This window comes from Pseudomonas anguilliseptica (genome assembly GCF_021375795.1).
GTDB lineage: Bacteria > Pseudomonadota > Gammaproteobacteria > Pseudomonadales > Pseudomonadaceae > Aquipseudomonas > Aquipseudomonas anguilliseptica_A.
In genome coordinates, this window is sequence record NZ_JAEIOI010000002.1 from 51,014 (window position 1) to 76,274 (window position 25,261).

28 protein-coding genes, 2 tRNA genes and 1 pseudogene are annotated in these 25,261 nt (G+C 58.7%); 20 read left to right on the top strand and 11 right to left on the bottom strand.

Going from position 1 to position 25,261, the window contains the following annotated elements; all coding sequences use genetic code 11:
- Positions 1-9: 9 nt before the first annotated feature.
- The 5 genes and pseudogenes from IOD17_RS08020 to IOD17_RS08035 all read right to left on the bottom strand — a co-directional run bounded on the left by IOD17_RS08020 (position 10) and on the right by IOD17_RS08035 (position 3,682).
- A complete protein-coding gene (locus IOD17_RS08020; protein ID WP_233685204.1) occupies positions 10-234 on the bottom strand; it encodes a cold-shock protein in 225 nt (74 codons plus the stop codon).
- A 105-nt stretch (positions 235-339) separates the two neighbouring features.
- Positions 340-612: pseudogene (locus IOD17_RS19380) on the bottom strand (cold shock domain-containing protein membrane protein); the annotation flags it as partial.
- A 164-nt stretch (positions 613-776) separates the two neighbouring features.
- Positions 777-1,844 carry a GGDEF domain-containing protein gene (locus IOD17_RS08025; protein ID WP_233684592.1) on the bottom strand — a complete coding sequence of 356 codons (1,068 nt, stop codon included), beginning with the start codon at positions 1,842-1,844 and terminating at the stop codon, positions 777-779.
- Between the two features lie 102 nt (positions 1,845-1,946).
- Entirely contained in the window at positions 1,947-2,417 is a 471-nt protein-coding gene (locus tag IOD17_RS08030) for a Dps family protein (RefSeq protein WP_108489828.1), read from the bottom strand.
- Between the two features lie 146 nt (positions 2,418-2,563).
- Positions 2,564-3,682: an HD domain-containing phosphohydrolase gene (locus IOD17_RS08035; protein ID WP_233684593.1), complete on the bottom strand. Its 1,119-nt coding sequence runs from the start codon at positions 3,680-3,682 to the stop codon at positions 2,564-2,566.
- A 293-nt stretch (positions 3,683-3,975) separates the two neighbouring features.
- Here IOD17_RS08035 and aspS point away from each other — a divergent pair, with 293 nt between their 5' ends.
- The 16 genes from aspS to nadA all read left to right on the top strand — a co-directional run bounded on the left by aspS (position 3,976) and on the right by nadA (position 17,294).
- On the top strand, positions 3,976-5,751 hold the full coding sequence (gene aspS, locus IOD17_RS08040; protein ID WP_233684594.1) for an aspartate--tRNA ligase: 1,776 nt from the start codon (positions 3,976-3,978) through the stop codon (positions 5,749-5,751).
- Positions 5,752-5,837: 86 nt separating this feature from the next.
- Positions 5,838-6,587, top strand: a complete 750-nt coding sequence (locus tag IOD17_RS08045) for a YebC/PmpR family DNA-binding transcriptional regulator (protein ID WP_233684595.1) — start codon at positions 5,838-5,840, stop codon at positions 6,585-6,587.
- Positions 6,588-6,828: 241 nt separating this feature from the next.
- Positions 6,829-7,353 carry a crossover junction endodeoxyribonuclease RuvC gene (gene ruvC / locus IOD17_RS08050; RefSeq protein ID WP_160015117.1) on the top strand — a complete coding sequence of 175 codons (525 nt, stop codon included), beginning with the start codon at positions 6,829-6,831 and terminating at the stop codon, positions 7,351-7,353.
- A gap of 23 nt (positions 7,354-7,376) precedes the next feature.
- The gene (ruvA, locus tag IOD17_RS08055) at positions 7,377-7,982 is read left to right on the top strand and encodes a Holliday junction branch migration protein RuvA (protein WP_233684596.1); all 606 of its coding nucleotides are present in this window, start codon (positions 7,377-7,379) and stop codon (positions 7,980-7,982) included.
- Positions 7,983-9,035, top strand: coding sequence for a Holliday junction branch migration DNA helicase RuvB (ruvB, locus tag IOD17_RS08060; RefSeq protein WP_233684597.1), 1,053 nt, complete (start codon positions 7,983-7,985; stop codon positions 9,033-9,035).
- Positions 9,036-9,087: 52 nt separating this feature from the next.
- Positions 9,088-9,540 carry a tol-pal system-associated acyl-CoA thioesterase gene (gene ybgC, locus IOD17_RS08065; RefSeq protein ID WP_233684598.1) on the top strand — a complete coding sequence of 151 codons (453 nt, stop codon included), beginning with the start codon at positions 9,088-9,090 and terminating at the stop codon, positions 9,538-9,540.
- 2 nt (positions 9,541-9,542) lie between these two features.
- Positions 9,543-10,238 carry a protein TolQ gene (tolQ, locus tag IOD17_RS08070; protein ID WP_233684599.1) on the top strand — a complete coding sequence of 232 codons (696 nt, stop codon included), beginning with the start codon at positions 9,543-9,545 and terminating at the stop codon, positions 10,236-10,238.
- A 33-nt stretch (positions 10,239-10,271) separates the two neighbouring features.
- Positions 10,272-10,724: a protein TolR gene (gene tolR / locus IOD17_RS08075; RefSeq protein WP_233684600.1), complete on the top strand. Its 453-nt coding sequence runs from the start codon at positions 10,272-10,274 to the stop codon at positions 10,722-10,724.
- Positions 10,724-11,674 carry a cell envelope integrity protein TolA gene (gene tolA / locus IOD17_RS08080; RefSeq protein ID WP_233684601.1) on the top strand — a complete coding sequence of 317 codons (951 nt, stop codon included), beginning with the start codon at positions 10,724-10,726 and terminating at the stop codon, positions 11,672-11,674. The genes tolR and tolA overlap by 1 nt, the downstream gene beginning before the upstream one ends.
- Positions 11,671-12,969 carry a Tol-Pal system beta propeller repeat protein TolB gene (tolB, locus tag IOD17_RS08085; protein WP_233684602.1) on the top strand — a complete coding sequence of 433 codons (1,299 nt, stop codon included), beginning with the start codon at positions 11,671-11,673 and terminating at the stop codon, positions 12,967-12,969. The genes tolA and tolB overlap by 4 nt, the downstream gene beginning before the upstream one ends.
- Positions 12,970-13,035: 66 nt before the next feature.
- A complete protein-coding gene (pal, locus tag IOD17_RS08090) occupies positions 13,036-13,533 on the top strand; it encodes a peptidoglycan-associated lipoprotein Pal (RefSeq protein ID WP_233684603.1) in 498 nt (165 codons plus the stop codon).
- Positions 13,534-13,539: 6 nt separating this feature from the next.
- Positions 13,540-14,361: a tol-pal system protein YbgF gene (gene ybgF / locus IOD17_RS08095; protein WP_233684604.1), complete on the top strand. Its 822-nt coding sequence runs from the start codon at positions 13,540-13,542 to the stop codon at positions 14,359-14,361.
- A 245-nt stretch (positions 14,362-14,606) separates the two neighbouring features.
- On the top strand, positions 14,607-15,254 hold the full coding sequence (gene queE / locus IOD17_RS08100; protein ID WP_233684605.1) for a 7-carboxy-7-deazaguanine synthase QueE: 648 nt from the start codon (positions 14,607-14,609) through the stop codon (positions 15,252-15,254).
- 1 nt (position 15,255) lies between these two features.
- Positions 15,256-15,930: a 7-cyano-7-deazaguanine synthase QueC gene (queC, locus tag IOD17_RS08105; protein WP_233684606.1), complete on the top strand. Its 675-nt coding sequence runs from the start codon at positions 15,256-15,258 to the stop codon at positions 15,928-15,930.
- A 58-nt stretch (positions 15,931-15,988) separates the two neighbouring features.
- Positions 15,989-16,064 (top strand) — tRNA-Lys (locus IOD17_RS08110).
- Between the two features lie 171 nt (positions 16,065-16,235).
- On the top strand, positions 16,236-17,294 hold the full coding sequence (nadA, locus tag IOD17_RS08115) for a quinolinate synthase NadA (RefSeq protein WP_233684607.1): 1,059 nt from the start codon (positions 16,236-16,238) through the stop codon (positions 17,292-17,294).
- A gap of 45 nt (positions 17,295-17,339) precedes the next feature.
- Here nadA and IOD17_RS08120 read toward each other — a convergent pair whose 3' ends face one another.
- Positions 17,340-18,773, bottom strand: a complete 1,434-nt coding sequence (locus IOD17_RS08120) for a M48 family metalloprotease (protein ID WP_233684608.1) — start codon at positions 18,771-18,773, stop codon at positions 17,340-17,342.
- A gap of 106 nt (positions 18,774-18,879) precedes the next feature.
- On the opposite strand from IOD17_RS08120, the gene IOD17_RS08125 reads away from it, so the two are divergent.
- Positions 18,880-19,131, top strand: a complete 252-nt coding sequence (locus IOD17_RS08125) for a sulfurtransferase TusA family protein (protein ID WP_233684609.1) — start codon at positions 18,880-18,882, stop codon at positions 19,129-19,131.
- Positions 19,132-19,266: 135 nt separating this feature from the next.
- On the opposite strand, the gene IOD17_RS08130 is transcribed toward IOD17_RS08125, so the two are convergent.
- Together IOD17_RS08130 and IOD17_RS08135 are read right to left on the bottom strand one after the other, a co-directional pair.
- Positions 19,267-19,740, bottom strand: coding sequence for a peroxiredoxin (locus tag IOD17_RS08130; RefSeq protein ID WP_233684610.1), 474 nt, complete (start codon positions 19,738-19,740; stop codon positions 19,267-19,269).
- A gap of 10 nt (positions 19,741-19,750) precedes the next feature.
- Positions 19,751-20,308, bottom strand: a complete 558-nt coding sequence (locus tag IOD17_RS08135; RefSeq protein ID WP_233684611.1) for a glycine cleavage system protein R — start codon at positions 20,306-20,308, stop codon at positions 19,751-19,753.
- Between the two features lie 227 nt (positions 20,309-20,535).
- Between IOD17_RS08135 and dapA the strand changes: the two genes are divergently transcribed.
- The 3 genes from dapA to IOD17_RS08150 all read left to right on the top strand — a co-directional run bounded on the left by dapA (position 20,536) and on the right by IOD17_RS08150 (position 23,507).
- Positions 20,536-21,414 (top strand): 4-hydroxy-tetrahydrodipicolinate synthase, encoded by an 879-nt coding sequence (gene dapA, locus IOD17_RS08140; RefSeq protein ID WP_233684612.1) that lies wholly within the window; start codon positions 20,536-20,538, stop codon positions 21,412-21,414.
- Positions 21,415-21,431: 17 nt separating this feature from the next.
- On the top strand, positions 21,432-22,550 hold the full coding sequence (gene bamC, locus IOD17_RS08145) for an outer membrane protein assembly factor BamC (protein WP_233684613.1): 1,119 nt from the start codon (positions 21,432-21,434) through the stop codon (positions 22,548-22,550).
- 87 nt (positions 22,551-22,637) lie between these two features.
- Positions 22,638-23,507, top strand: coding sequence for a phosphoribosylaminoimidazolesuccinocarboxamide synthase (locus tag IOD17_RS08150; protein WP_233684614.1), 870 nt, complete (start codon positions 22,638-22,640; stop codon positions 23,505-23,507).
- Positions 23,508-23,661: 154 nt separating this feature from the next.
- On the opposite strand, the gene IOD17_RS08155 is transcribed toward IOD17_RS08150, so the two are convergent.
- From IOD17_RS08155 to IOD17_RS08165, 3 genes are all read right to left on the bottom strand, one after another.
- Positions 23,662-23,751 (bottom strand) — tRNA-Ser (locus tag IOD17_RS08155).
- A 128-nt stretch (positions 23,752-23,879) separates the two neighbouring features.
- Complete coding sequence (locus IOD17_RS08160; protein ID WP_233684615.1) at positions 23,880-24,503, bottom strand: N-methyl-D-aspartate receptor NMDAR2C subunit; 624 nt, start codon at positions 24,501-24,503, stop codon at positions 23,880-23,882.
- Entirely contained in the window at positions 24,484-25,080 is a 597-nt protein-coding gene (locus tag IOD17_RS08165) for a hypothetical protein (protein WP_233684616.1), read from the bottom strand. Before IOD17_RS08165 ends, IOD17_RS08160 begins: the two co-directional genes overlap by 20 nt.
- Between the last annotated feature and the right edge of the window lie 181 nt (positions 25,081-25,261).

Here is a 25,261-nt window from a genome sequence, read left to right on the forward strand (position 1 = left end):
TTAATAAGTTTAGCGACGTGTTGGTAATGCGGCGATTACGTCTTCGGCTTGTAGGCCCTTGTCGCGCTGCATAACTGCGAATTCAACACGCTGGCCTTCAACCAGAACGCGATGCCCTTCGCCGCGGATGGCGCGGAAGTGAACAAAGATATCGTCACCTGAGTCGCGGGAGATAAAGCCGAAGCCCTTGGAGGTGTTGAACCATTTGACGGTGCCAGTTTCGCGATCGCCCAGGTCTTGCGTGCTCGAGGTGCTGCGTGATTTCAGACGCAGGTTGGTGGCCAGGTGCACGGCAATAGCGGCGGCAATGATGATCAGGCTGAACAGGCTGGCGGGTTGGTTGGCAATCAGTGGCAGTGGCGCAAGCAGGATCAGTGCTTGCAGCAGTGTGCCAAGTACCAGCAGTGCGGAAACCAGGTTTTGTGCCTGATGGCGCAGGCCGGCATGCCAGATTGGCAGTTGTGGGGCAAACAGCAGGTTGAGGAGGCCGAACAGGGCAAGGCATAGAGCCTCGGGTTGTTGCAGCAATGATTCAGGTGTGTCGCGTAAGGAGGGGGCAAAAGAAAGCAGTAGGGCTAGTGCGCCGGTCAGAAGGTGGACAATTTTCAACATGTTCGATGGGCTCGCTTAATTCAAATAATCATCAGGAAGAGCTGGTTGCGCGTAGTTGCTGTTGCGGGAGGGAGTAGAGCGCGTGAAGCCAGCCTATGCGCCGAACCATAGAGATGGCCCGGCGGCACGGGGCGTATTTAACAGTAAAGAGGTGGGGTTCTCAATCAGGCGCTGAGTGCTGTTTGGCTGGGGGTGGGATTTACCTGGTTGCGGCCGTCGCGTTTGGCTTGATAGAGCGCATCATCAGCGCGGGTCAGCAGGGTCTCCAGCGTGTCACCAGGGATTGCCAGGGCATAGCCGAAAGAGGCGGTAATGCTGTCGAGTACTTCGTCAGTGCGGCGCACCTTGATGCGCAATGACTGGATTTTCAGGCGCAGCTGTTCGGCAAAGCTGTGCACGGTTGCCGAATCAAAACAGTCACGCAGGATGATGCAGAATTCTTCGCCGCCATAGCGCGCAGCGATTGCGCGGGCCGGGAGCATATCGCGTAGCAACTGGCCAACATGCTGCAGTACACGATCACCCAGGGGGTGGCCGTACTGGTCGTTGAATTGTTTGAAGTGGTCGATATCCAGCATGACTAGTGCGACGCCATCGTGTTCGCTGCTCAAGGTCTGCTCCAGCAAGCGGCTGAAGGCGTTGCGGTTGAAAACCTGGGTCAGACTGTCCAGTGTCGCCGCGATGTGCGCACGTTCCAGCTGGCTGCGCAGACTTTTGATTTCCTGCTGCGCGGCGTTGAGGCGGTAGAGGAATTTGTCCTGCTGATCCTGCATCAGCTGGGTGCTCTGCTGCAGTTCGTTGAGCACATTGGGCAGGTCATCAATGATTGGTTCCTGCAGGGCGGCGAGGCCATGTTCCAGGCTGACTTGGTAGTTGCGACTGCCCAGAATGCTGCGTGACACATTGCCTTCGATATCGTCGACCAGTTCGATGACCTGCTGCTGACCGGCGCGGGCTTCTTCAAGTTCGCCATGGATGATGTAGTCACGAAACAGCTTGGCCGCAGTTTCCGGGGGGAAGCTGTCAAAGTCGGCGACGGTTTTGTCCAGGCGGCGGTTGAGTTCGGGCTCCAGCCCCTTACTGTAGGTGTACCAGAGGGCGTAATGCACCGGGTTTGGTGGAATGTCGTGGCGCATCATCAGGGGGACTGCTTTCTTCAGAAGTGCCGCTGCATCGCGGGTTTCTTCTGGAAACAGTTCCAGGACGCTGGGGGCTTTTGCGGGTTTGTTCATGCACGTCACTGTGGCCAAGTTGCAATTGACCAAAGCATAGAACAGCTGCCGCTCAAGCGCCTAGCAAAAGGCCCGTAGAAACGGGCCTTTTACGTGATTTACCTACGCCGCCAGCAGGCTACGCAGCATCCAGGCGGTTTTTTCATGGACTTGCATGCGTTGAGTCAGCAAATCTGCTGTCGGTTCGTCGCTGACCTTGTCCAGTAGCGGGAAAATACCGCGTGCGGTGCGTACGACCGCTTCCTGACCTTGTACCAACTGTTTGATCATGTCTTGGGCCGCCGGTACGCCTTCTTCCTCTTTGATGGAGGAGAGGCGGGCGTAGGCCGCGTAAGTGCCAGGTGCCGGAAAGCCCAGGGCGCGAATACGCTCGGCGATCTGGTCGACGGCCAGTGACAGTTCGGTGTACTGACCTTCAAACATCAGGTGCAGGGTATTGAACATCGGGCCGGTGACGTTCCAGTGAAAGTTGTGGGTTTTCAGGTACAGGGTGTAGGTGTCGGCAAGCAGGCGTGACAGGCCTTCGGCGATGGCGGCGCGGTCTTGCTCGGCAATTCCGATATTGATTTCCATACCATTTCTCCTCTCAGGTGGCTCGGGGCTTGGCTGCCCGTTAATGGGCAGAGACTACCATGGGTTTTTCCGAGCTTTATCGTGGTTTATATCAATGAAAGTGATGATTGGAGGCTATTACTTGGCGTGGGTTCAATTTCCGGAGTTTAACGGTGCGCCAGTTCGGGTTGTTGTTGCAGTGTCTGGTTAAACAGTTCAACCCAGTGTGCGCTGAACTGCCGTCCAGCCAGGTTGTTGATTTCAAGAATGGCACGCAGCAGCGGGCGCTTGTTCAAGGTTTGATGAGCACGTTCATGGGTGCGGGCGTCAAATGTATCGACGATGCTGATGATTAAAGCGCCTGGACTGATCTCGATTTCTTTCAGCCCTTTTGGATAGCCTTTGCCGTCGGCCTGTTCCTGATGCTGCAGGGTGATTTCGGCTGCGGCGTCCCAGCGTGGCATGCGTTTGAGCAGTTCGTAGGCCAAACGCGGGTGTGACTGCATCTGTCGGCGTTCTTCACGGTTGAAGTGTGCCTCCTTGTGCAGCATGTCCAGTGGTAGAAAGGCCATGCCGAGATCGTGCAGGCAGATGGCTGCGGCCAGTTGTGCGGGGTGTTCGGGGCTGCCGCCGCGTTGGTTGATCGCCAGGCCCAGGTCAAGCTGACGCAGGCCGCGTCCTTGCCAGAAGTGCGAGCGACGTTCGCTGGCTTGCATCAAGTCGACAAAGAACAGCAGGTCGGCGTCTGGCTCGATGCCGTAGCGCCTGAGCAATTCGGCGGCTTCCGGTTCGGCGGTCGCGATACTGGCAGGTGGGCGTGAGCTGGGGTCGAGTTGCTGCAATAGGGAGCTGCGAATGCCGGTTTGTTGAGTGTCTGGTGCTAGCGCCAGGGCGCTGAGCGCCTGCGTGAGGGCCTTGCTCTGTGCTGGACTGAGTTGCGGTTCGGCGCCGCCAAGGGCGTGGCGGATCTGCTCTTTGAGGTGGTCAAGGGTCAGCAGTAGGATGTCGCCGAGCAAACTGTCGAAATTGAGCTGCGCTTCACGCAGGCGTGCGAGCACATCCTCCATGGCTTGTGGCACCTTCATCAGCGCCTCCAGACCGATGTAACCGAGGTTGCCCTTGAGCGTGTGCACCAGGCGAAACAGCTCGCGCAAGCGTTCGCTGTCGCCGGGCGTGTGTTCCAGTTCGATCAGCAATTGCTCACAGCGCTGGAACTGTTCGCTGGATTCCAGGCGAAAATCGGCCAGTAAGTCGCTGGGTATTTCTGCCAGATTCGGCGTGGCCATAAGCCTTTTCCTATCTCGATGGTCAGGGTGCTGCACGTCTGAGTATAGAAAGCACTGGCAAAAGCGCGTGGGGCGGCGGCTGCAAGTGGCGGCTTAACCATATATAATCCCGCGCTTTGCCGCGTTTTGTCGGGCGAACAGTCGGCTGCGTATGCAGCGCTGAATCGTTTCGCGCCCCTTAAAGGCAGCACAATTGCGGAAAATGGCGCCTGCGCCAGCCGGTCATCCGGCCAACGAGCGTCGCAGTTATTGCGACCCAACGAATTCAAGACTCAAGAGAAGCGACCACCACCATGATGCGCAGCCATTATTGCGGCCAACTGAACGAGAGCCTGGACGGCCAGGAAGTCACCCTTTGCGGTTGGGTACATCGCCGTCGTGACCATGGCGGGGTGATTTTCCTCGACATTCGTGACCGTGAAGGTCTGGCCCAGGTGGTATTTGACCCGGATCGCGCCGAGACTTTCGCCGCAGCCGACAAGGTGCGCAGTGAGTATGTGGTGAAAATCACTGGCAAGGTGCGTCTGCGTCCGGCCGGTGCTGGCAACGCCAACATGGCCTCCGGCGCAATCGAAGTACTGGGTTACGAGTTGCAAGTACTGAATGAAGCGGAAACCCCGCCGTTCCCGCTCAACGAATACACCGATGTGGGCGAAGAAACCCGTCTGCGCTATCGCTTTATCGACCTGCGTCGCCCGGAAATGGCGGCTAAGCTGAAGCTGCGCTCGAGCATCACCAGCAGCATCCGTCGTTACCTGGATGACAACGGTTTCCTCGATGTGGAAACGCCGATCCTTACCCGTGCCACCCCTGAAGGCGCGCGTGACTACCTGGTGCCGAGCCGTACCCACGCCGGCAGCTTCTTCGCGCTGCCACAGTCGCCGCAGCTGTTCAAGCAGCTGCTGATGGTCGCTGGCTTCGATCGCTACTACCAGATCGCCAAGTGCTTCCGCGACGAAGACCTGCGTGCTGACCGCCAGCCGGAATTCACTCAGATCGACATCGAAACCAGCTTCCTCGATGAAGCCGACATCATGGCCATCACCGAGAAGATGATTCGCCAGTTGTTCAAGGAAGTGCTCAACGTTGAGTTTGGCGAGCTGCCGCACATGACCCTGGCTGAAGCCATGCGTCGTTACGGTTCGGACAAGCCGGACCTGCGCAACCCACTGGAGCTGGTGGATGTTGCCGATCAGCTCAAAGATGTTGATTTCAAAGTCTTCGCTGGCCCAGCCAACGACCCGAAATGCCGCGTCACCGCGCTGCGCGTACCGGGCGGGGCGAGCATGCCGCGCAGCAAGATCGACGAGTACACCAAGTTCGTCGGCATCTACGGCGCCAAGGGTCTGGCCTATATCAAGGTCAACGAGCGCGCCAATGGCGTCGAAGGCCTGCAGTCGCCAATCGTCAAGAACATCCCGCTGGACAACATCAATGTGATCCTCGATCGCGTCGGCGCAGTGGATGGCGACATCGTGTTCTTCGGTGCGGATAAAGCCAAGATCGTCAGCGAAGCTCTGGGTGCTCTGCGCATCAAGCTGGGTCACGATCTCAACCTGCTGACCTGCGAGTGGGCGCCGCTGTGGGTTGTCGACTTCCCGATGTTCGAAGAGAACGATGACGGTAGCCTGACCGCCATGCACCACCCGTTCACCGCGCCGAAGTGCACCCCGGCTGAGCTGGAAGCCAACCCGGCGGCCGCGCTGTCGCGTGCCTACGACATGGTGCTCAACGGCACCGAGCTGGGCGGCGGTTCGATCCGTATCCATGACAAAGCCATGCAGCAGACCGTGTTCCGCGTACTGGGTATCAGCGAAGACGAGCAGCAGGAGAAGTTCGGCTTCCTCCTTGACGCCCTCAAGTTCGGTGCACCGCCGCATGGCGGCCTGGCCTTCGGCCTGGATCGCCTGGTGATGCTGATGACCGGTGCGCAGTCGATCCGCGAAGTGATTGCCTTCCCGAAAACCCAGAGTGCGGCCTGTGTGATGACTCAGGCGCCGGGTGAGGTGGATAACAAGTCGCTGCGTGAACTGCACATTCGCCTGCGCGAGCAGCCGAAAGCGGAGTAAAGCGTCACAAGAAGCCTGGTTTACCAGGCTTCTTCTTTATTACTGCATAAAAATCGATATTGAATCTGTAACAACCGGAGTGAGTTATGGCTGGTCATTCCAAATGGGCCAACATCAAGCACCGCAAAGGGCGTCAGGATGCCAAGCGCGGCAAGATCTTCACCAAACTGATTCGCGAACTGACAGTCGCCTCCAAGCATGGCGGCCCGATCCCTGCGGACAACCCGCGGCTGCGGCTGGCGGTGGACAAGGCGCTGACCAACAATATGTCGCGCGACGTGATCGATCGTGCCATCGCCCGCGGTGCTGGTAATAACGAAGCCGACAACGTTGCCGAGTTGAGTTACGAAGGCTATGCGCCGGGTGGTGTGGCGATCATCGTCGAGGCCATGACCGACAACCGCAATCGCACCGCGGCCGAAGTGCGTCACGCCTTTACCAAGTGTGGCGGCAACCTGGGTACCGATGGTTCGGTGGCCTATATGTTCGATCGCAAGGGGCAGATCAGCTTTGCTGCCGGTGTGAGCGAAGATGCCTTGATGGAAGCCGCGCTGGAGGCTGGTGCCGACGATGTGGAAATGGCCGAAGACAGCTCGGCAATGGTGTCCACCAGCTTTGCTGACTTTCATGCCGTCAACGAGGCGCTCCATGCGGCCGGCTTCAAGGCGGCAGAGGCGGAAATCGCCATGATTCCGTCGATCAGTGCACCGATTACCGACCTGGAAACTGCGCAGAAAGTCATCAAGCTGATCGACATGCTCGAAGACCTCGATGATGTGCAGGAGGTCTATCACAACGCCGAGATTCCTGACGAGATTATGGAACAGCTTGGCTGAGTGGTTACGGGTAGAGCAGAGCCGGAGGTATTCAGGTCATTGGCCTGAGCGCTCCGGCTTTTTTGTGGCTGGCTGCTCATTGAGCTGAGCGGTGTGCCGTTGTGGGTCGATATGAATGATGCTTGGCCGCTTTTATAGCCTGTGCCTGAGTGACGTAGGCGCAGGCGGGCTCTATACTCGCGAGCTGGATAAATAGACAGTGTGCTGGCTAAGTGGCTGGTACCTTGAGTGGGCGGAAGGCATGACCTTGATCCTTGGCATCGACCCCGGTTCGCGCATCACCGGTTACGGTGTGGTGCGTGATACCGGGCGCAACTGCGAATATGTCGCCTCGGGCTGCATTCGTACGGGCAACGGTTCGATGCCGGAGCGATTGCAGGTGGTGTTTCGCGGGGTGCGCGAGGTGATCGAAACCTACGGGCCGGTGACCATGGGCATCGAGCAGGTGTTTATGGCGCGCAACCCTGATTCCGCGCTCAAGCTCGGGCAGGCGCGTGGTGTGGCCATTGTTGCGGGTATCGAAGCGGGGCTGGATATTGCCGAATACACCGCCACCCAGGTCAAACAGGCGATTGCCGGCACGGGCGGGGCGGATAAGGAGCAAGTGCAGCTGATGGTCATGCACCTGCTCAAACTGGTGCAGAAGCCACAAATCGATGCCTCCGACGCTCTGGCCATTGCCCTGTGTCATGCCCACCATCGGCAAAGCCTGATTCCTCACGGTCTGGTCGGTGCCAAGCGGCGCGCCGGTCGCCTTCGTTTGTAACGTGATTTTTAAGGAAAGCAGCGGTGATCGGACGTTTGCGTGGCACCCTGGCGGAAAAGCAGCCGCCCCATGTGATTATTGACATAAATGGTTTGGGTTATGAGCTGGAAGTGCCCATGACCACCCTGTACCGTTTGCCCGCAGTGGGTGAGCCGTTGACCCTGCACACCCATCTGGTGGTGCGGGAGGATGCGCATCTGCTGTATGGCTTCTTCGAGAAGCGCGAGCGTGAGCTGTTTCGTGAGCTGATTAGGCTCAATGGCGTAGGCCCAAAGCTGGCGCTGGCATTGATGTCCGGCCTTGAGGTCGATGAGTTAGTGCGTTGTGTGCAAGCTCAGGACACCTCGGTGCTGGTGAAGATCCCCGGTGTTGGCAAGAAAACCGCCGAACGCCTGCTGGTTGAACTGAAGGACCGCTTCAAGGCCTGGGAAACCGTACCGGGCATGTCGACCCTGGTGGTGGAACCTCGCGGTGCTAGTGCAGTCACAAACGCGGAGAATGATGCAGTCAGTGCGCTTATTTCGCTCGGCTACAAACCCCAGGAAGCCAGTCGCGCCGTCTCAGCTATTAAGGAAGACGGTTTGAGCAGTGAAGATATGATTCGTCGAGCCCTGAAGGGAATGGTTTAAGTGCTAGAAGCTGATCGCCTGATTACCGCTACCAGTCGCGACCGTGACGAACAGGTCGACCGCGCCATTCGCCCGCTGAAACTTGCCGAATACATCGGTCAGCCAAGTGTGCGCGAGCAAATGGAGCTGTTTATCCAGGCTGCCCGTGGCCGCAGTGAAGCGCTCGACCACACCCTGATCTTCGGGCCGCCCGGCCTGGGCAAGACCACTCTGGCCAATATCATTGCTCAGGAAATGAACGTCTCGATCAAGAGCACCTCAGGCCCCGTGCTGGAGCGGCCCGGTGATCTGGCGGCCTTGCTGACCAATCTCGAGCCGGGTGATGTGCTGTTTATCGATGAAATCCATCGCTTGTCGCCGATTGTCGAAGAAGTGCTGTACCCGGCGATGGAAGACTTCCAGCTCGACATCATGATTGGTGAGGGCCCGGCCGCGCGCTCGATCAAGTTGGATCTACCTCCCTTTACCCTGGTCGGCGCCACCACCCGCGCCGGCATGCTGACCAATCCGCTGCGTGATCGCTTCGGCATTGTCCAGCGACTGGAATTCTATAACACCGACGATCTGGCGACTATCGTCATGCGTTCAGCGGGGATTCTCGGTCTGCCCATCGAGCCCCGCGGTGCCTTCGAAATTGCCCGTCGCGCGCGCGGTACACCGCGGATTGCCAACCGTTTGCTGCGTCGCGTGCGTGATTTTGCCGAGGTGCGCGGGCAGGGCGACATTACCCGGCCGATTGCTGACCTGGCGCTGAATTTGTTGGATGTCGACGAGCGTGGCTTCGATCATCAGGACCGACGTCTACTGCTGACCATGATCGAGAAGTTCGACGGCGGCCCGGTCGGTATCGACAACCTGGCTGCGGCGATCAGTGAAGAACGTCACACCATTGAGGATGTGCTCGAGCCCTATCTGATTCAACAGGGCTATATCATGCGCACCCCGCGTGGACGTGTCGTCACACGGCACGCCTACCTGCACTTCGGTCTCAATGTGCCCAAGCGTATGGGCGAGTTGCCTACCGCAGATCTGTTTGGCCGCGACGATGATTGAGAAAAAATACTTGGCCAAGACGATTGGCAAGACCAGGAGCTGGCACTAGAGTATGCGCGCGCAAAACGGAGTTCAGCCGTTCACCCTTCGTTGTCGGGTTTATTTCGAAGACACCGATGCGGGCGGCATCGTCTACTACGTCAATTACCTCAAATTTATGGAACGGGCTCGCACCGAGCGCCTGCGTGATCTGGGTTTTCTCCAGTCGACGCTGGCCGAGGAGGGCCTGTTGTTCGTTGTGCATTCGGCCGAGACGCGTTATCACGCACCGGCCAGGCTCGATGATGAGTTGCTGGTAAGCGCTGAAGTCATTGAGTTAAACCGCGCCAGCCTGCGTTTTCGTCAACAGGTCAGGCGGGCAGCGGATGATGTGCTGCTGTGTGAAGGGCAGTTTATGGTGGCCTGTGTGCGCGCCGACAATTTGAAACCCCGGGCCATTCCCCAAACTCTGCACGCGGCCTTTGCCGGGCAGGGCGGCGCGGGTACATCTAGAGCAGGAGAGTAAGCGTGGAAGCCAACGCCGTTGACCACATGTCGATGTGGAGTCTGATTAGCAACGCCAGCCTGGTGGTGCAACTGGTAATGCTGACCCTGGTGGCAGCATCGGTCATGTCGTGGGTCATGATCTTCCAGCGTACTGCGCTGTTGCGGGCGGCCAAGCGCGCGCTGGACAACTTCGAAGAGCGTTTCTGGTCGGGAATCGACCTGTCCAAACTCTATCGCCAGGCGGGCAGCAACCCGGACCCGGACTCCGGTCTGGAGCAGATTTTCCGTGCTGGTTTCAAGGAATTTTCCCGTCTGCGTCAGCAGTCCGGGGTCGACCCGGATGCGGTGATGGATGCTGTATCGCGTGCCATGCGCGTGGCTATCTCCCGTGAAGAAGAGAAGCTTGAGCAAAGCCTGCCGTTCCTCGCCACCGTCGGCTCGACCAGCCCGTATATCGGCCTGTTCGGTACCGTGTGGGGCATCATGAACTCCTTCCGCGGCCTGGCCCAGGTGCAGCAGGCGACCCTGGCCACTGTTGCGCCGGGTATTGCCGAGGCGCTGATTGCCACCGCCATTGGTCTGTTCGCCGCGATTCCTGCAGTGATTGCCTACAACCGCTTCTCGGCGCGCGGGGAAATGCTGATCGGTCGTTATTACACCTTTGCCGATGAGTTCCAGGCGATCCTGCACCGCAAAGTCCACACCAGCGACGACTAAGCCTTAGGCACTCTTTAAGAAAGGTTTTAAGCCATGGCCAGAATTCGCAACAGACGCAAGCCCGTCGCCGAGATGAACGTGGTGCCCTACATCGACGTGATGTTGGTACTGCTGGTGATCTTTATGGTGACCGCGCCGATGCTCAATCAGGGGGTCAAGGTTGACCTGCCGAAAGTCAGCAGTGAAGCCCTGCCACAGGACAACAACGCGCAGGTGTTGACCATCTCGATCAAGGCCGACAAGTCCTATTACTGGAACATGGGCACTGAGGTCGATGTTGACACTGTGCAGGACAAAGCGCTGACGCTGGAAGAAATGACTCGCGCAGTCACTGCAATCATCAATCAGAGTCGGGCAACCGGTAAGCAAGTGCAGGTGTTTGTACGCGGCGATAAGACCGTTGACTACGGCACCATCATGGCGGCCATGGGCGGCCTGCAACAGGCTGACGTCGGTAACGTCGGGCTGATTACCGAGGCCCCCTGATGCACGACCAGCGCGAGCGTTCGCCCTCGGAAAGCCTGTTCTGGCCTGTGGTCTGGGCTGTGGGTCTGCACGTCATCATGTTTGCCATGCTGTTCGTCAGTTTCGCCTTTGCTCCGGATCTGCCACCGGCCAAACCGGTTGTGCAGGCTACCCTGTACAAGCTGCAGTCACAGAGCCAGGCCACGACCCAGACCAATCAGAAGATCGCCGGCGAAACCAAGAAGACCACGGCTCCGGTGTACGAAACCGAACAGCTTGAGCAGAAAAAAGCCGAGCAGGAAAAAGTAGCGGCCAAGGCAGCGGAACAAAAGAAAGCCCAGGAGGCTCAGAAAGCCGAAGCAGCCAAAAAAGCTGATGCCGAGAAGAAAGCGGCTGAGCAGAAAAAGCTTGCTGATGTAGCCAAGAAGAAAGCCGCGGATGAGGCAGCTAAGAAAAAAGCTGCTGAAGACGCCAAGAAAAAAGCAGCAGAAGAGGCGAAGAAGAAAGCCGCCGCTGAAGCTGCAAAGAAGAAAAAAGCGGATGACGCCAAGAAAAAGGCGGCAGAAGCTGCCCAGCGCAAGGCTGTAGAAGACAAGAAGGCTGCTGCATTGGCCGAGTTGCTGTCTGAGGATGTGGGTCGCCAGCAGGCAATCGCTGATACGGTCGGTGATGAAGTGGCCGGCAGCCTGGATGATCTGATTGTTATGCTGGTCAGCCAGCAATGGCGGCGACCGCCATCAGCGCGTAATGGCATGAGCGTAGAAGTGCTGATCGAAATGCTGCCCGATGGCACCATTACCAACGCCAGTGTGACGCGCTCCAGCGGTGACTCGCCATTTGATAATTCAGCCGTACAAGCGGTGCGTAACGTCGGACGTATTGCTGAAATGCAACAGCTGGACCGCGCTACTTTTGATCGCCTTTACCGGCAGCGTCGCGCTGTCTTCAAACCGGAGGATTTAGGTCTGTGAATACCCTGATGCGTCTTGTTCTGCTCGGTCTGACCTTGGTGGTCGGCACCGTTCAGGCCGCTGATCCCTTGGTGATCAGCAGTGGCACCGACCGTGCAACGCCCATCGCCGTGGTGCCGTTTGGCTGGCAGGGCGGCAATGTGCTGCCAGAAGACATGGCGGAAATTATCGGCAGCGACCTGCGCAACTCCGGTGTATTTGAGCCAATTCCTCGGCAGAACATGATCAGCCTGCCAACTCAGGCGGCTGAAGTGATCTACCGCGACTGGCAGGCTCTTGGCGCGCAATATGTGCTGGTGGGCAGCATCGTGCCCAACGCCGGTCGTCTGCAGGTGCAGTTTGCTCTGTTCAACGTCACCACTCAGCAGCAGGTCATGACTGGCAGCGTAGGTGGCGGCGTTGATCAACTGCGTGATATGGCGCACCACATTGCTGACCAGTCCTTCGAGAAGCTCACCGGCGTCAAGGGTGCGTTTTCCACGCGCATGCTCTATGTGACGGCTGAGCGTTTTGGCGTTAACAACACGCGCTACACCTTGCAGCGCTCCGACTATGACGGCGCGCGCGCAGTAACCTTGCTGCAATCGCGTGAGCCGATTCTATCGCCGTCCTTCGCGCCCGATGGCCGTCGCATCGCCTACGTCTCGTTCGAGCAGAAGCGTCCGCGCATTTTCGTGCAGCACATCGATACCGGTCGCCGCGAGCAGATCACCAACTTCGAAGGCCTCAATGGTGCCCCCGCTTGGTCGCCAGACGGCAACCGCCTGGCGTTCGTGCTGTCGCGCGACGGCAACCCGGAAATCTATGTGATGGATATGGGGTCTCGTCAGCTGCGTCGCGTCACCAACCAGCCGTCGATCGATACCGAACCGTTCTGGGGTAAGGACGGTCAGACCCTGTACTTCACCTCGGATCGTTCCGGTAAGCCGCAGATCTATAAAACCAACATCAACGGTGGTTCGGCAGAACGTGTGACCTTTATTGGTAACTACAACGCCAACCCTAAACTCTCTGCCGATGAGAAAACCCTAGTCATGATTCATCGCCAGGATGGTTACACCGTGTTCAAAGTGGCGGCACAAGACCTGCAGCGCGGTAATTTGCGTATACTTTCAGATACCAGTCTGGATGAGTCGCCTACTGTCGCGCCCAACGGCACCATGGTAATCTACGCCACCCGCCAGCAGGGCCGGGGAGTCCTGGTATTAGCGTCCACCAATGGTCGCGTCAGGCTCCCTCTTCCTACCGCTCAAGGCGAAGTTCGAGAGCCTTCTTGGTCCCCTTACCTGAACTGATGCGGCGCTACACCTTTGTTGCTTGAAATACTGCTTAACACACTGGGGTTCATTAGGAGTTACATGATGGAAATGCTGAAATTTGGTAAGTTTGCTGCCCTGAGCCTGGCTCTGGCCGTTGCAGTTGGTTGCTCCTCGAAAGGCGGCGACGCTGCTGGCGAAGGCGCTGTTGATCCTAACGCTGGTTACGGTGCCAACACTGGCGCTGTTGATGGCAGCCTGAGCGAAGAAGCTGCTCTGCGCGCTATCACCACTTTCTACTTCGAATACGACAGCTCCGACCTGAAACCAGAGGCCATGCGCGCTCTGGACGTGCACGCCAAAGACCTGCAAGGCAATGGCGCTCGCGTAGTTCTGGAAGGCCACGCTGACGAGCGCGGTACCCGTGAGTACAACATGGCTCTGGGCGAGCGTCGCGCCAAAGCTGTACAGCGTTACCTGGTACTGCAGGGTGTTTCCCCTGCTCAACTGGAACTGGTTTCCTACGGTGAAGAGCGTCCGGTTGCCACTGGCAACGACGAGTCTTCCTGGGCTCAAAACCGTCGCGTCGAACTGCGTAAGTAATTCGATATGCGTACGTGCCGTCGTGCTTTAACCGTTTTGGCGCTCAGCCTGCCGCTTGCGGCTGTGGCTGAGGTTCCCGTGGTGGATAACAATGCCGGTTACGGCAGCAGTTACCCGCCTGCTGGTTATGGTACGTCCGGCACCTACGCCGGGGCAGGGGCTGCGGCTCCTGTCTCGGCGCAGGGCATGCTGTTCAACCAGCTGCAGCAGATGCAGGAAGAGATCGCGCAACTGCGCGGTACGCTGGAAGAGCAACAGAACGAGATTCAGCGTCTTAAACAAGAAAGCCTGGAGCGTTATCAGGATCTTGATAAGCGTCTGAGTGGTGGCGCAGCAGGTGCTGCAGTCAACCCGAATTCTTCAACCGCTGGCGCGATCAACGCCAACGGTACGCCGACCCCGCCAGTAGCGGGTCAGGCGCAAGCACCGGTAAGCAGCGAGCCTGCTGACCCGGCCAAGGAAAAACTGTTCTACGAAGCTGCTTTTGACCTGATCAAGGCCAAGGACTTCGACAAGGCCAGTCAGGCATTCACAGCCTTTCTACGCAAATACCCGAACAGCCAGTACGCCGGCAATGCCCAGTATTGGCTGGGTGAGGTGAACTTGGCCAAGGGCGATCTGCAGGGTGCTGGCCAGGCTTTTGCGCGCGTCAGCCAGACCTACCCGAGTCACGCCAAGGTACCGGATTCGCTGTTCAAGCTGGCGGACGTTGAGCAGCGACTGGGCAATAGCGACAAGGCCAAGGGTATTCTGCAGCAGGTTATTGCACAGTACCCTGGCAGTTCGGCTGCGCAACTGGCGCAGCGCGATTTACAGCGCTTGCCGTAAGCTGAGTTGCAGTCAAGAAACCCGCGCCTGGCGCGGGTTTTTTATTGCTGCTTTTTCTGACAGCAACCCTGTAGCTGCTGCTGTGCGACAAGTTTCTTATGGTCAGCCATCCCTGGCGGCCACCCTGCGGGCCGTTGCTGCGCAACGTTAAAAATTTCTCCCGGATTTTTTTTCGTATACAATCCGCGCCCCTTTTCCCGCAACGGAGGCGGATGGCCTGTTTAGCCGTCACGCCCGTGGCTGATATGCAAGAAACCCTGCGCATTACCGAGATTTTCTACTCGCTGCAGGGCGAAACGCGCACCGCCGGCTTGCCGACTGTGTTCGTTCGCCTGACCGGCTGTCCCTTGCGTTGCCAATACTGCGACACCGCCTATGCCTTCAGTGGCGGCGAGATCATGGCGCTGGACACAATCATTGAGCAGGTGGCCGGCTACAAGCCTCGCTATGTCTGCGTGACCGGTGGCGAACCGCTGGCGCAACCCAACTGCATTCCTCTGCTCAAGCGCCTGTGCGATGCCGGCTATGAGGTGTCGCTGGAAACCAGCGGCGCTCTGGACGTGTCAGCGGTCGATCCGCGGGTGAGCAAAGTGCTCGACCTGAAAACTCCGGGTTCGGCCGAAGTGGCGCGTAATCGTTATGAAAATATCGATCTGCTGACACCGAATGATCAGGTCAAGTTTGTTATCTGCTCGCGTGAGGATTACGACTGGGCCGTGAGCAAGCTGATTCAGTACCGTCTGGATGCGCGTGTCGGCGAGGTGCTGATGTCGCCCAGTCATCATGAGCTGGATGCGCGTTCGCTAGCCGAATGGATCATTGCCGACAACCTGCCTGTGCGCTTGCAGATGCAACTGCACAAGATTCTCTGGAATGACGAGCCGGGACACTGAGATGAGCGATAAAAAAGCGGTAATTCTACTTTCCGGCGGCCTGGATTCGGCCACCGTGGTGGCGCTGGCCAAGGCCGAGGGCTACAGCTGTTACACCATGAGTTTCGATTATGGCCAGCGGCATCGCTCCGAGCTGCAAGCGGCTGAGCAGGTGGCGCGGCAGCTGGGCGTGGTCGAGCATAAGGTGATTGGTCTGAACCTCAATGGCATGGGCGGCTCGGCCCTGACCGACGCGGCTATCGATGTACCGGAAAGCCCCACTGAAGGCATTCCGGTGACCTATGTGCCGGCGCGCAATACGGTCTTCCTCTCCCTGGCCTTGGGTTGGGCCGAGGTGCTAGGCGCACGCGATATTTTTATCGGGGTCAATGCCGTGGATTACTCCGGTTACCCGGATTGCCGTCCGGAGTTTATCGAAGCCTTCGAGCGCATGGCCAACATGGCGACCAAGGCTGGCGTCGAGGGGCAGGGCTTTCGCATCCAGGCACCGTTGCAGAACATGAGCAAAGCCGAGATTGTCCAGGCCGGTGTAAAGCAGGGGGTTGATTATGCGTTGACCGTGTCCTGCTACCAGGCCGACGAGCAGGGCCGTGCCTGTGGCAAGTGCGACAGCTGCCGTTTGCGCGCTGCGGGTTTCAGTGCCGCGGGCTTGGCTGATCCAACCCGGTATTTCTAAAAAATTCGTCATGAACTGTTGAATTTATGAATTAAATCAGTATCATGCGCTCCGCATCGGGTCGTTAGCTCAGTTGGTAGAGCAGTTGGCTTTTAACCAATTGGTCGTAGGTTCGAATCCTACACGACCCACCATATTGACCTTCCTTGAAGGTATGAGAGCCTGAAAGTTCTGATTAACGGAATTTTCGGGCTTTTTTTGTATCTGTGATTTTTACCGCCTGCATGGGGTTGTACGCTGCCTGCTGCGGCATCATCCAGGCGGGTATACTCGCTGCACTGAAAGCATATTCAGAGCCTGATGACATGACCCAGATTTCCGAACGCCTGCTGGTACAAGCCCACCTAGATGCCAAGCAACCCAAGCCGCTGACGCCCGAGCAGGAGGCGTTTTACCGCGCCGAGATCGCCGCCGAGCTGAAAAAGCAGAACGCTGTGCTGGTGGCTCACTATTACTGCGACCCGGTGTTGCAGGCGCTTGCGGAAGAGACCGGCGGTTGTGTGTCCGACTCCCTGGAAATGGCCCGGTTCGGCAATCAGCATCCGGCGCAGACCGTGCTGGTGGCGGGCGTCAAATTCATGGGGGAGACGGCGAAGATCCTCAATCCGGAAAAGCGCGTGTTGATGCCAACGCTGGAGGCGACCTGCTCGCTGGATTTGGGTTGCCCGGTGGAGGATTTTTCGGCGTTCTGTGATCAGCATCCGCAGCGCACCGTCGTGGTGTACGCCAATACCTCGGCAGCGGTTAAAGCGCGTGCCGACTGGGTGGTGACGTCCAGCTGCGCCGTGGAGATCGTCGAACACCTGATGGATAACGGTGAAAGCATCATCTGGGCACCGGATCAGCACCTGGGGCGCTATATCCAGAACAAGACCGGTGCCGACATGCTGCTGTGGGACGGCGCCTGCATCGTCCATGAAGAGTTCAAGGCCAAGCAATTGGCGGACATGAAAGCCCTGTACCCGGATGCGGCGGTGTTGGTGCATCCTGAATCGCCAACAGCGGTGATCGAACTGGCCGATGCGGTGGGCTCCACCAGTCAGCTGATCGCTGCAGCGCAGCGTCTGCCGAACAAGACCTTTATCGTCGCCACCGATGCTGGGATCTTTTACAAGATGCAGCAGCTGTGTCCGGATAAGGAGTTTGTCGCCGCCCCGACCGCCGGCAACGGCGCCGCGTGCCGCAGTTGTGCGCACTGTCCATGGATGGCGATGAACACCCTGCAGCGCACCCTGGAGTGTCTGCGTGAGGGCAGTAACGAGATATTCGTTGACCCGGCACTGATACCCAAGGCGATCAAGCCACTCAAGCGCATGCTGGATTTCACTCAGGCGGCGCGGCTCAAGCTCAGCGGCAATGCCTGATGCCAGAAAATGAAAAAGCCCGGGCAGTGCCGGGCTTTTTCGTATTTAGCGCAACATCTGTTCGATGATGCGCTTCTCTTCCATCAGTTCGCGCTGTCTGGCGTCGATCCGCGATGCCAGCTGGAAGTTGTTGCTGGCGCGGCGTTTGGCAAAGTCGAGTTGCTCCAGGGCCTGGTTGTAGTCGCCAACCAGGGCGAAAAACTCGCCGCGGGCCTGGTGCAGGCCAATGGTGTTACCGATCAGGCCGCGTACTTCGGCCACCTGATACCAGACGTCAGGGTCTTTGCCGCGAGTCTTCAGCAGATCATCCAGCGCCCGTTCGGCTTCTTGGGTGCGGCTTTGTTTCATCAGCAGATCGATATGCGCCTGGTTGACCGGGTAGCTGTTCGGGTACAGCGAGAGCAGGCGGATGACGCGGCTCTGTGCGTCGCCCAGGCGGTTGGCAGCCATGTCCAGTTCAATTTGCGCCAGGTTGTAGCTGACATCGTTGGGGGCGCTGGTGAGCAACGGTTGCAGGGTTTCGCGGGCATCCTTGTGTTGGCCGCTTTTGATCTGTGCAATCGCCAGGCCGTAACGCGCTGCTTCCATCTGTGGGTTTTCGTCGAGCATGTTGCGAAAACGTTTGGCGGCGACTCCAGGGGTTTCTTCATAAGTCAGTTGCACGCGGGCGCGCATCAGCTGGTAGCGCACGCTGTCGAGGGTGCCCTTGGCGGTGTATTGCTCGGCACGGTTGCGGGTGTCGGCGATACGCGATTCGGAAACCGGGTGGGTCAGGAGGAATTCCGGCGGCCTGCGGTCATAGCGGTACTGGCGCATCAGGCGCTCGAACATGCTTGGCATGGCGCGGGGGTCGAAGCCGGCTTTCTCCAGGTTGATCAGGCCGATGCGGTCGGCCTCCTGCTCATTCTGTCGTGAGAAACGTCGCTGCTCCTGCATAGCCGCTGCCTGGGTCGAGGCGATGGCTGCGATGCCCAAATCGCCCGCGCCAGCAGCCGCTGCCACGATGCCGGCAAGCAGGCCGGCCATGACCGGTAGTTGCATGCGCTGTTGCGCTTCCAGGCCGCGGGCGAAGTGGCGTTGCGACAAGTGCGCCAGTTCGTGGGCCATCACCGAGGCGTATTCGGCTTCCGTCTGGGCATACAGGAATAGGCCGCCGTTGACTCCGACAATCCCGCCTGGTGCGGCAAAGGCGTTGATCTGCGGGCTGTTGAGCAGCACGAACTCCAGGCGTCGATCTTGCAGCTGGCTGGTTTCGCTCAGGCGATAGACGCTGGTTTCGACGAAATCCTTGAGTTGCGGGTCGTCGAGCTGACTGACCTGGCCACGGACCAGGCTCAGCCAGGCGCGGCCGAGCTGATGTTCTTGTTGTGGCGATACGATGGCGGAACTGGCGTCGCCAAGGGACGGCAGATCACTGGCCATGCCGGGGGTTGCCAGCAGGCAGGCTAGCGTCAACAGGGTAGGGCGCAGAAGGTTCATGCACAAAGCTCGTGTCGAACAAAGCCGCTACTGTAGCTGCCAGGCAGCGGTGCTGGCCAGGGTTGTGCGGCCTTGGTTATCCTTGCGGCCTTCCTGGAGTAGATAAATGACTGATATGCAATGGCGTGCCGAAGACTTCGATGCGCACCTGAATGCCTGCGGCCTCAACTGCCCGCTACCTTTGCTCAAGGCCAAGCTGGAACTCAATCGCCTGGCCAGCGGCGCAGTACTCAAGGTTGAAGCCACTGATGCCGGTTCGCAGCGGGATTTTCGTGCCTTCGCCAGCCTGGCAGGGCATAGCCTGTTGCGTGAAGAGGTCGATGAAGGTGTGTACCGCTATTGGCTGCGCAAGGCGTAGCCCTGCGTGTTACAGCATTAGTTGGGTTCTGAAGGGCTTTGCCATTGCACTGGCTGCGCAATGGGCTACTCGGAGTTGCGTAGGTTGCAGGCAGAAAAAAGCCGGTCAGTTGACCGGCTTTTTATCGGGTGTCTCTCAGGCCTTGTGCAATGCCTGGGCTGCTGCCAGTACGGCCTCGACATGGCCGGGCACTTTTACGCCGCGCCATTCCTGACGTAGTACGCCGTCTTTGTCGATCAGAAAGGTGCTGCGATCGACGCCCAGGTACTCCTTGCCGTAGAGCTTCTTCAGCTTGATCACGTCGAACAGCTGGCACACGGCCTCGTCCTTGTCGGAGATCAGCTCAAAGGGAAAAGCCTGTTTGCATTTGAAGTTCTCGTGGGACTTCATGCCATCTCGGGATACGCCAAACACCACGGTGTTGGCCGCCTGAAACGCCGGGTAGTGATCACGAAAGCCCTGGCCTTCGGTGGTGCAGCCCGGGGTGCTGTCCTTTGGGTAGAAGTAGATCACCACTTGCTGGCCTTTGAGTGCTGACAGCTTGACGGTCTGACCGCTGGTGGCCTCTGCCTGAAAATCTGCAACCGGGGTGTCGAGTGCTATGGCCATAAAATGCTCCTTATGGATTCTGTGGACGCCAGGGTTCAATCAACGCGTCGAGGTTCAGCGCATCGGCGAAATCGAGGAACTGATCGCGCAACCAGCTGATCTGCGTGCCGGCTGGCAGGGTCACGGTCAGCGTGGCATTGAGCATGGTGCCGCCGGTCTGTGGGGCCAGGTAGGTGTCACAGGTAAGGTTTTCCAGTTCGACATGGTGGTCGAGAAAGAACTGGCACAACTCATTAAGAATGTCCGGGCGATAGGCCGAGCTGACATAGGCCACATAGGGCAGGGCCTGTGGACGGCTTTCCGATGCCGAACTGCGGATCACATTGACCGAAAAGCTGTGCTTCTTGGCCAGTGCCGGCAGGCTCGATTCCAGGCGCGCCAGCGCGTCCCAGCTGCCGGATATCTGCAAGACCAGCGCGCTGTATTCGCCATGACGGCTCAGGCGGGTGCTGACCACGGCGCAACGGTTCTCATGGCTGGTACGGCAGAGCACATTGGTCAGCTCCATGGCGTTAGGACCAAGGGCGCTGATAAGCAGGAATTGTTCGCGAAGTGGGGGGGTGGACATGCAGCCTTCCTAGACGATAAGCGGTCGACCTGTTTGTACAGCGCCGATCTAAAGCCGGAAGGGTAGCGAAAAGCACCGCTCAGGGGAATGCCGGCGGGGTCTGGCGATGTGGAATGTGCCGCGTTTGCCTGAGAAAGATTGTATACGCGTTGCCGCGGTACTTCGCTTGTGCAAGGCAGGTGGCCCCAGTACCATTACGGCTCTCTTTTTCCGGCAGGAGCGGTTGCATGATTGCGGGCAGTATGGTGGCACTGGTTACGCCCATGGATGCGCAAGGTGGTCTTGATTGGGACGGCCTGAGCAAACTGGTGGATTTCCACCTGCAAGAGGGCACCAACGCCATCGTCGCGGTCGGCACCACGGGTGAGTCCGCCACGCTGGACGTGGGTGAACACGTAGAAGTGATCCGCCGCGTGGTCGATCAGGTTGCCGGGCGCATCCCGGTTATCGCCGGCACCGGTGGCAACTCCACTCGCGAATCGGTCGAGTTGACCCGCGCCGCTAAAGAGGTTGGCGCTGACGCCTGCCTGCTGGTCACCCCGTATTACAACAAACCGACTCAGGAAGGCTTGTACCTGCACTTCCGCCATATCGCCGAGTCGGTTGCCATTCCGCAGATTCTCTACAACGTGCCGGGCCGTACGGTCTGCGACATGCTGCCGGAAACTGTCGAGCGTCTGGCCAAGATCGACAACATCATCGGTATCAAGGAAGCCACCGGCGACCTGCAGCGCGGCCAGGAAGTGCTGGATCGCGTAGGCAAGGATTTCCTCGTCTATTCCGGTGACGACGCCACCGCCGTCGAGCTGATGCTGATGGGTGGCAAGGGCAATATTTCGGTAACCGCCAACGTTGCCCCGCGCGCCATGAGCGATCTGTGCGCCGCTGCCATGCGCGGTGAAGCTGCCATCGCGCGTGCCATCAACGACCGCCTGATGCCGCTGCACAAGGCGTTGTTTATCGAATCCAACCCGATTCCGGTGAAGTGGGCTCTGCATGAAATGGGTTTGATGCCAGACGGTATACGTCTGCCACTCACCTGGCTCAGCCCGCGTTGTCATGAACCGCTGCGTCAGGCCCTGCGCCAGTCCGGCGTATTGGTTTAATTGAGGAATTACTACGCATGAAGCGACTCACCGGACTTTCTGCACTGGCCCTGATCATCGCGGGTACCAGCGGTTGTGGCTGGATCTATGGCGAAAACGGCTACTTCCGTGACCGTGGCAGCGACTACCTCGAAGCGCGTCAGACGGCTCCGATGCAAATCCCTGCAAACGTTGACGCCAAGCGTATCGACCCGCTGTTGCCTGTGCCGCAGCAGGTCGCTACCACCACCGATACCGGTGAGTTTATCGTGCCGCGCCCACAAGCCCTGGCCATCGCCAGCAATACCAGCGACTTCAGCCTGCAGAAGAGCGGCGAGTCGCGCTGGGTTGTGGCGCAACGTGTACCGGCTGAAGTCTGGCCCGTGGCGCGTCAGTTCTTTGCTGACAATGGTTTCCAGATTGCCGAAGAGCGTCCGCAGACCGGTGAATTCAGCACCGCCTGGCAGCGTTTTGATGCCTTGTCCGAATCCATGGCGCGTCGTCTGAGCAGCCGTGTTTCCGGCGTCAATCCAGATGCCGAAACCCGCGTGCGCGTACGTATCGAGCCAGGCGTGCAGCGCAACACCAGCGAAATCTTTGTGGTCAGCGCCGAGCGTCCAGCAGGCAGCACGGCCGATGTTGCGTTCACCAACCGTAGCAGCAACCCAAGCCTGGATGCTGCATTGCTCGATGAAATGCTCGTGACGCTGGCGCGTAGCGCCGAGCAGGGCGGTTCGGTATCGCTGTTGGCCGCGCGCGACTTTGACGCGCCCAACCGCGTCAGCTTGTCGGAAGATGGCAACGGCAACCCGGTGTTGAGCCTGGGCGCAGATTTCGACCGTGCCTGGTCGGGTGTCGGTCGCTCGCTGGAAATGGCAGATGTACGTATTGACGACATCAACCGCAGCCTCGGTGTGTACTACATCAACCTGGCCGAGCGTGCGCAGAAGCCAGACGACAAGCCAGGCTTCTTTGGCAAGGTCTTCGGTAGCGAGCCAAGCAAGGAAGAAATCGAAGCCCGCGCCGAGCGCTATCAGGTACGCCTGAGCACCGTTGGCGACAGCGTACAGGTCACCGTGGAAAAAGACCTCAACACCATTGCCCCCGCCGACGTGGCGCGCAAGGTGCTTGACCTGATCCAGGAAAACCTTGGCTGATAGCAGGCAACTGCTGCACCGGCACTACCAATAGGCGAAACCCGGCGGGTTTCGCCTGTTTTGTTTACCAGAGGCGGAAATTCCGACATGAGCACAGCCACCACCCTTAGCCTGAAGAAAATCTATTCGGGCAAAGTCCGTGATCTATACGAGATCGACGACAAACGCATGCTGATGGTCGCCACCGACCGCCTTTCGGCATTCGACGTGATCCTCAGCGAGCCGATCCCGGACAAGGGCAAGATCCTCACCGCCATCTCCAACTTCTGGTTTGCCAAGCTGGAGCACCTGGTGCCGAACCATTTCACCGGCGACAAGGTGGAAGACATCGTGCTAGCGGCTGAACTTCCGCTGGTAGACGGTCGCGCAGTGGTCGCCAAGCGTCTTAAGCCGGTCGCGGTAGAGGCCATCGTACGTGGCTACATCGTTGGCTCTGGCTGGAAGGAGTACCAGAAGAGCGGCACCGTCTGCGGCATCCAGCTGCCAGCGGGCCTCAAGGAGGCAGCCAAACTGCCGCAGCCAATCTTCACCCCCTCGACCAAGGCCGCCGTAGGCGACCATGACGAGAACATCAGCTTTGAGCAGTGCGAAGCGATCATCGGCGCCGAACTGGCCGCCAAGGTGCGTGACACCGCCATTGCCCTCTACAGCGCAGCGGTCGAATACGCAGCCACGCGCGGCATCATCATCGCCGACACCAAGTTCGAATTCGGCCTGGACGAAGACGGCACCCTGACCCTGATGGACGAAGCCCTGACCCCGGACTCCAGCCGTTTCTGGCCGGCGGACAGCTACGAAGAAGGCAAGAACCCGCCAAGCTTCGACAAGCAGTTCGTCCGTGACTGGCTCGAATCCACCGGCTGGAACAAAGAACCACCAGCCCCGACAGTGCCGGCTGACGTCGCCCAGAAAACTGCCGACAAGTACCGCGAGGCTTTGACGCGTTTGACGGTCTAGCCGTTTCGAAGAATTGGCTATAGCGACATAGAGGGGCACTGCGGTGCCCCTTTTTGTGAGTTGCGCTTGAACCAGGCATGCGACATTTATTTAAAGGTCTGAAACGAAAAAGCCCCCGAAACTCTATGAATTTCAGGGGCTTAGACGATCTATATGGCGGGAAGATAGGGATTTGAACCCTAGGTACCATCGCTGATACAACGGATTTCGAATCCGTCCCGTTCGGCCACTCCGGCATCTTCCCGTGGCGGCGCGCATGATAACAGCTGAAGTGCGTTTGGCGAACCCCCGGTTTGAAATTTTTCACATACTTTCAGATGCTTGGGATCAAAGGCGGTGAGTAGGGCGGGATTTGGCTAGGTCGATCAGTATTTATCCAATTGCAGTCTTTAGGTTGATTCTGGCCTGATGCTCGTAGCGCTCTTGAAAGTGGTCTGTGTTGTAGAGGCGCTCACGGCGTAAAAAGTGTTTGAGCACAGCTTTGCGTTTGATGCGGTAGAGCAGGCCGGGTACCCAGCTGTATTCCTCGCGCACTTGTCGGTCGTATTCGCTGAAGCGTGCGGGGGCGGCGCCCAGTATGGCCAGGTCGATATCCACCAGCAGTTGTTGATCAGGGTCGCTGGGTACTGCGTTATGGCAGGTCGCCATGATCAGGGCGTGAACGCGCGCCTGTATGGCGGCAGTGGCGCCGCATGCTGCAAGCTCCTTGATCGCCCAGTCGGCGCTGCGTTGTTCATTGTCGGCGCCGCGCAGGGCGTAGATTGCATCGTGAAACCACAGAGCGATTGCGACCTCTCCGGGCTCGCTGGCCAGGCCGTAGGCTGCGGTTAAATGTGCTAGGCATTCTGTCAGGTGTTGCTGCGTGTGATAGCGGCGCTGCGGCTCGTTATACGCAGCCAGCAGCCGTTCAAACAGGCCATCCGGTGCGTGCAGGCCGAGCTGGCTCCAGGCGCGTTGCCAGGAGTGGGCGAGGGCTTCATAAGCAAGGTTCGTCACGGGTGATTTCCTTACCGCTCTTATCAAATGCTGTGCGGGTGCAGCGGGCGTCGCTGTAGGCCTGGCCGTTGAAGCGTAGTTCGCGGGTGCGACAAGCCATTGCCGTGCAGTTCGTTTCACGGATGGCGTACTGGCCATAAGTGATAGCTGGCAAGACTTCGAAGGCGTCACCGATGCCGCTCCAGAGTACGGCGTAGTGCTTTACGCCGGCCTGCTCGCGTTCGGCGATTAGCCAGTAACGGAACAGGTGAGCGCCATAGAAGGTGAAGCAGTAAGGTTGTAACGCCGGGCGCAGGAAGTGAACGCGCTCTGTTGCGTTCAGGCGGGGGAGTGCCACGCTGCGAAACAGTGAGCGGGTCTGCGTCGCTGTCAGTCCCTGCTCGGTGGCGCAGCTGGCCAGGCTTTCGAGGTCGTCCGGTTGCGCTGCTTGTAGCATGGCCTCGACGATTTCCTGGGCGGGTATGCGCTCATCCGGGCTGTGCGTTTCGGTGCTGGCGGTGAGGATCGGCTCGGCTGCCAGCACCGCAATCGGGGCTATCAGCAGCACAAGGCTTAGGAGGTTTTTGCGAGTCGACATGCGGGTGGCCAGGAGATAGCAGATTAAGCGTCCAGAGTGAACGCGTGCAAATGAGCCTAGAAGCTACTGCCAGGCAGTCGAGCTGTCTAGCAGGGTGCTGATCCATTCATTGCGCGGCGTTGTCCCCAGCTAAGTGTTGTGCAGAATTACTCCCAAAGAACAATTGTGCCGCTGCTTTTAG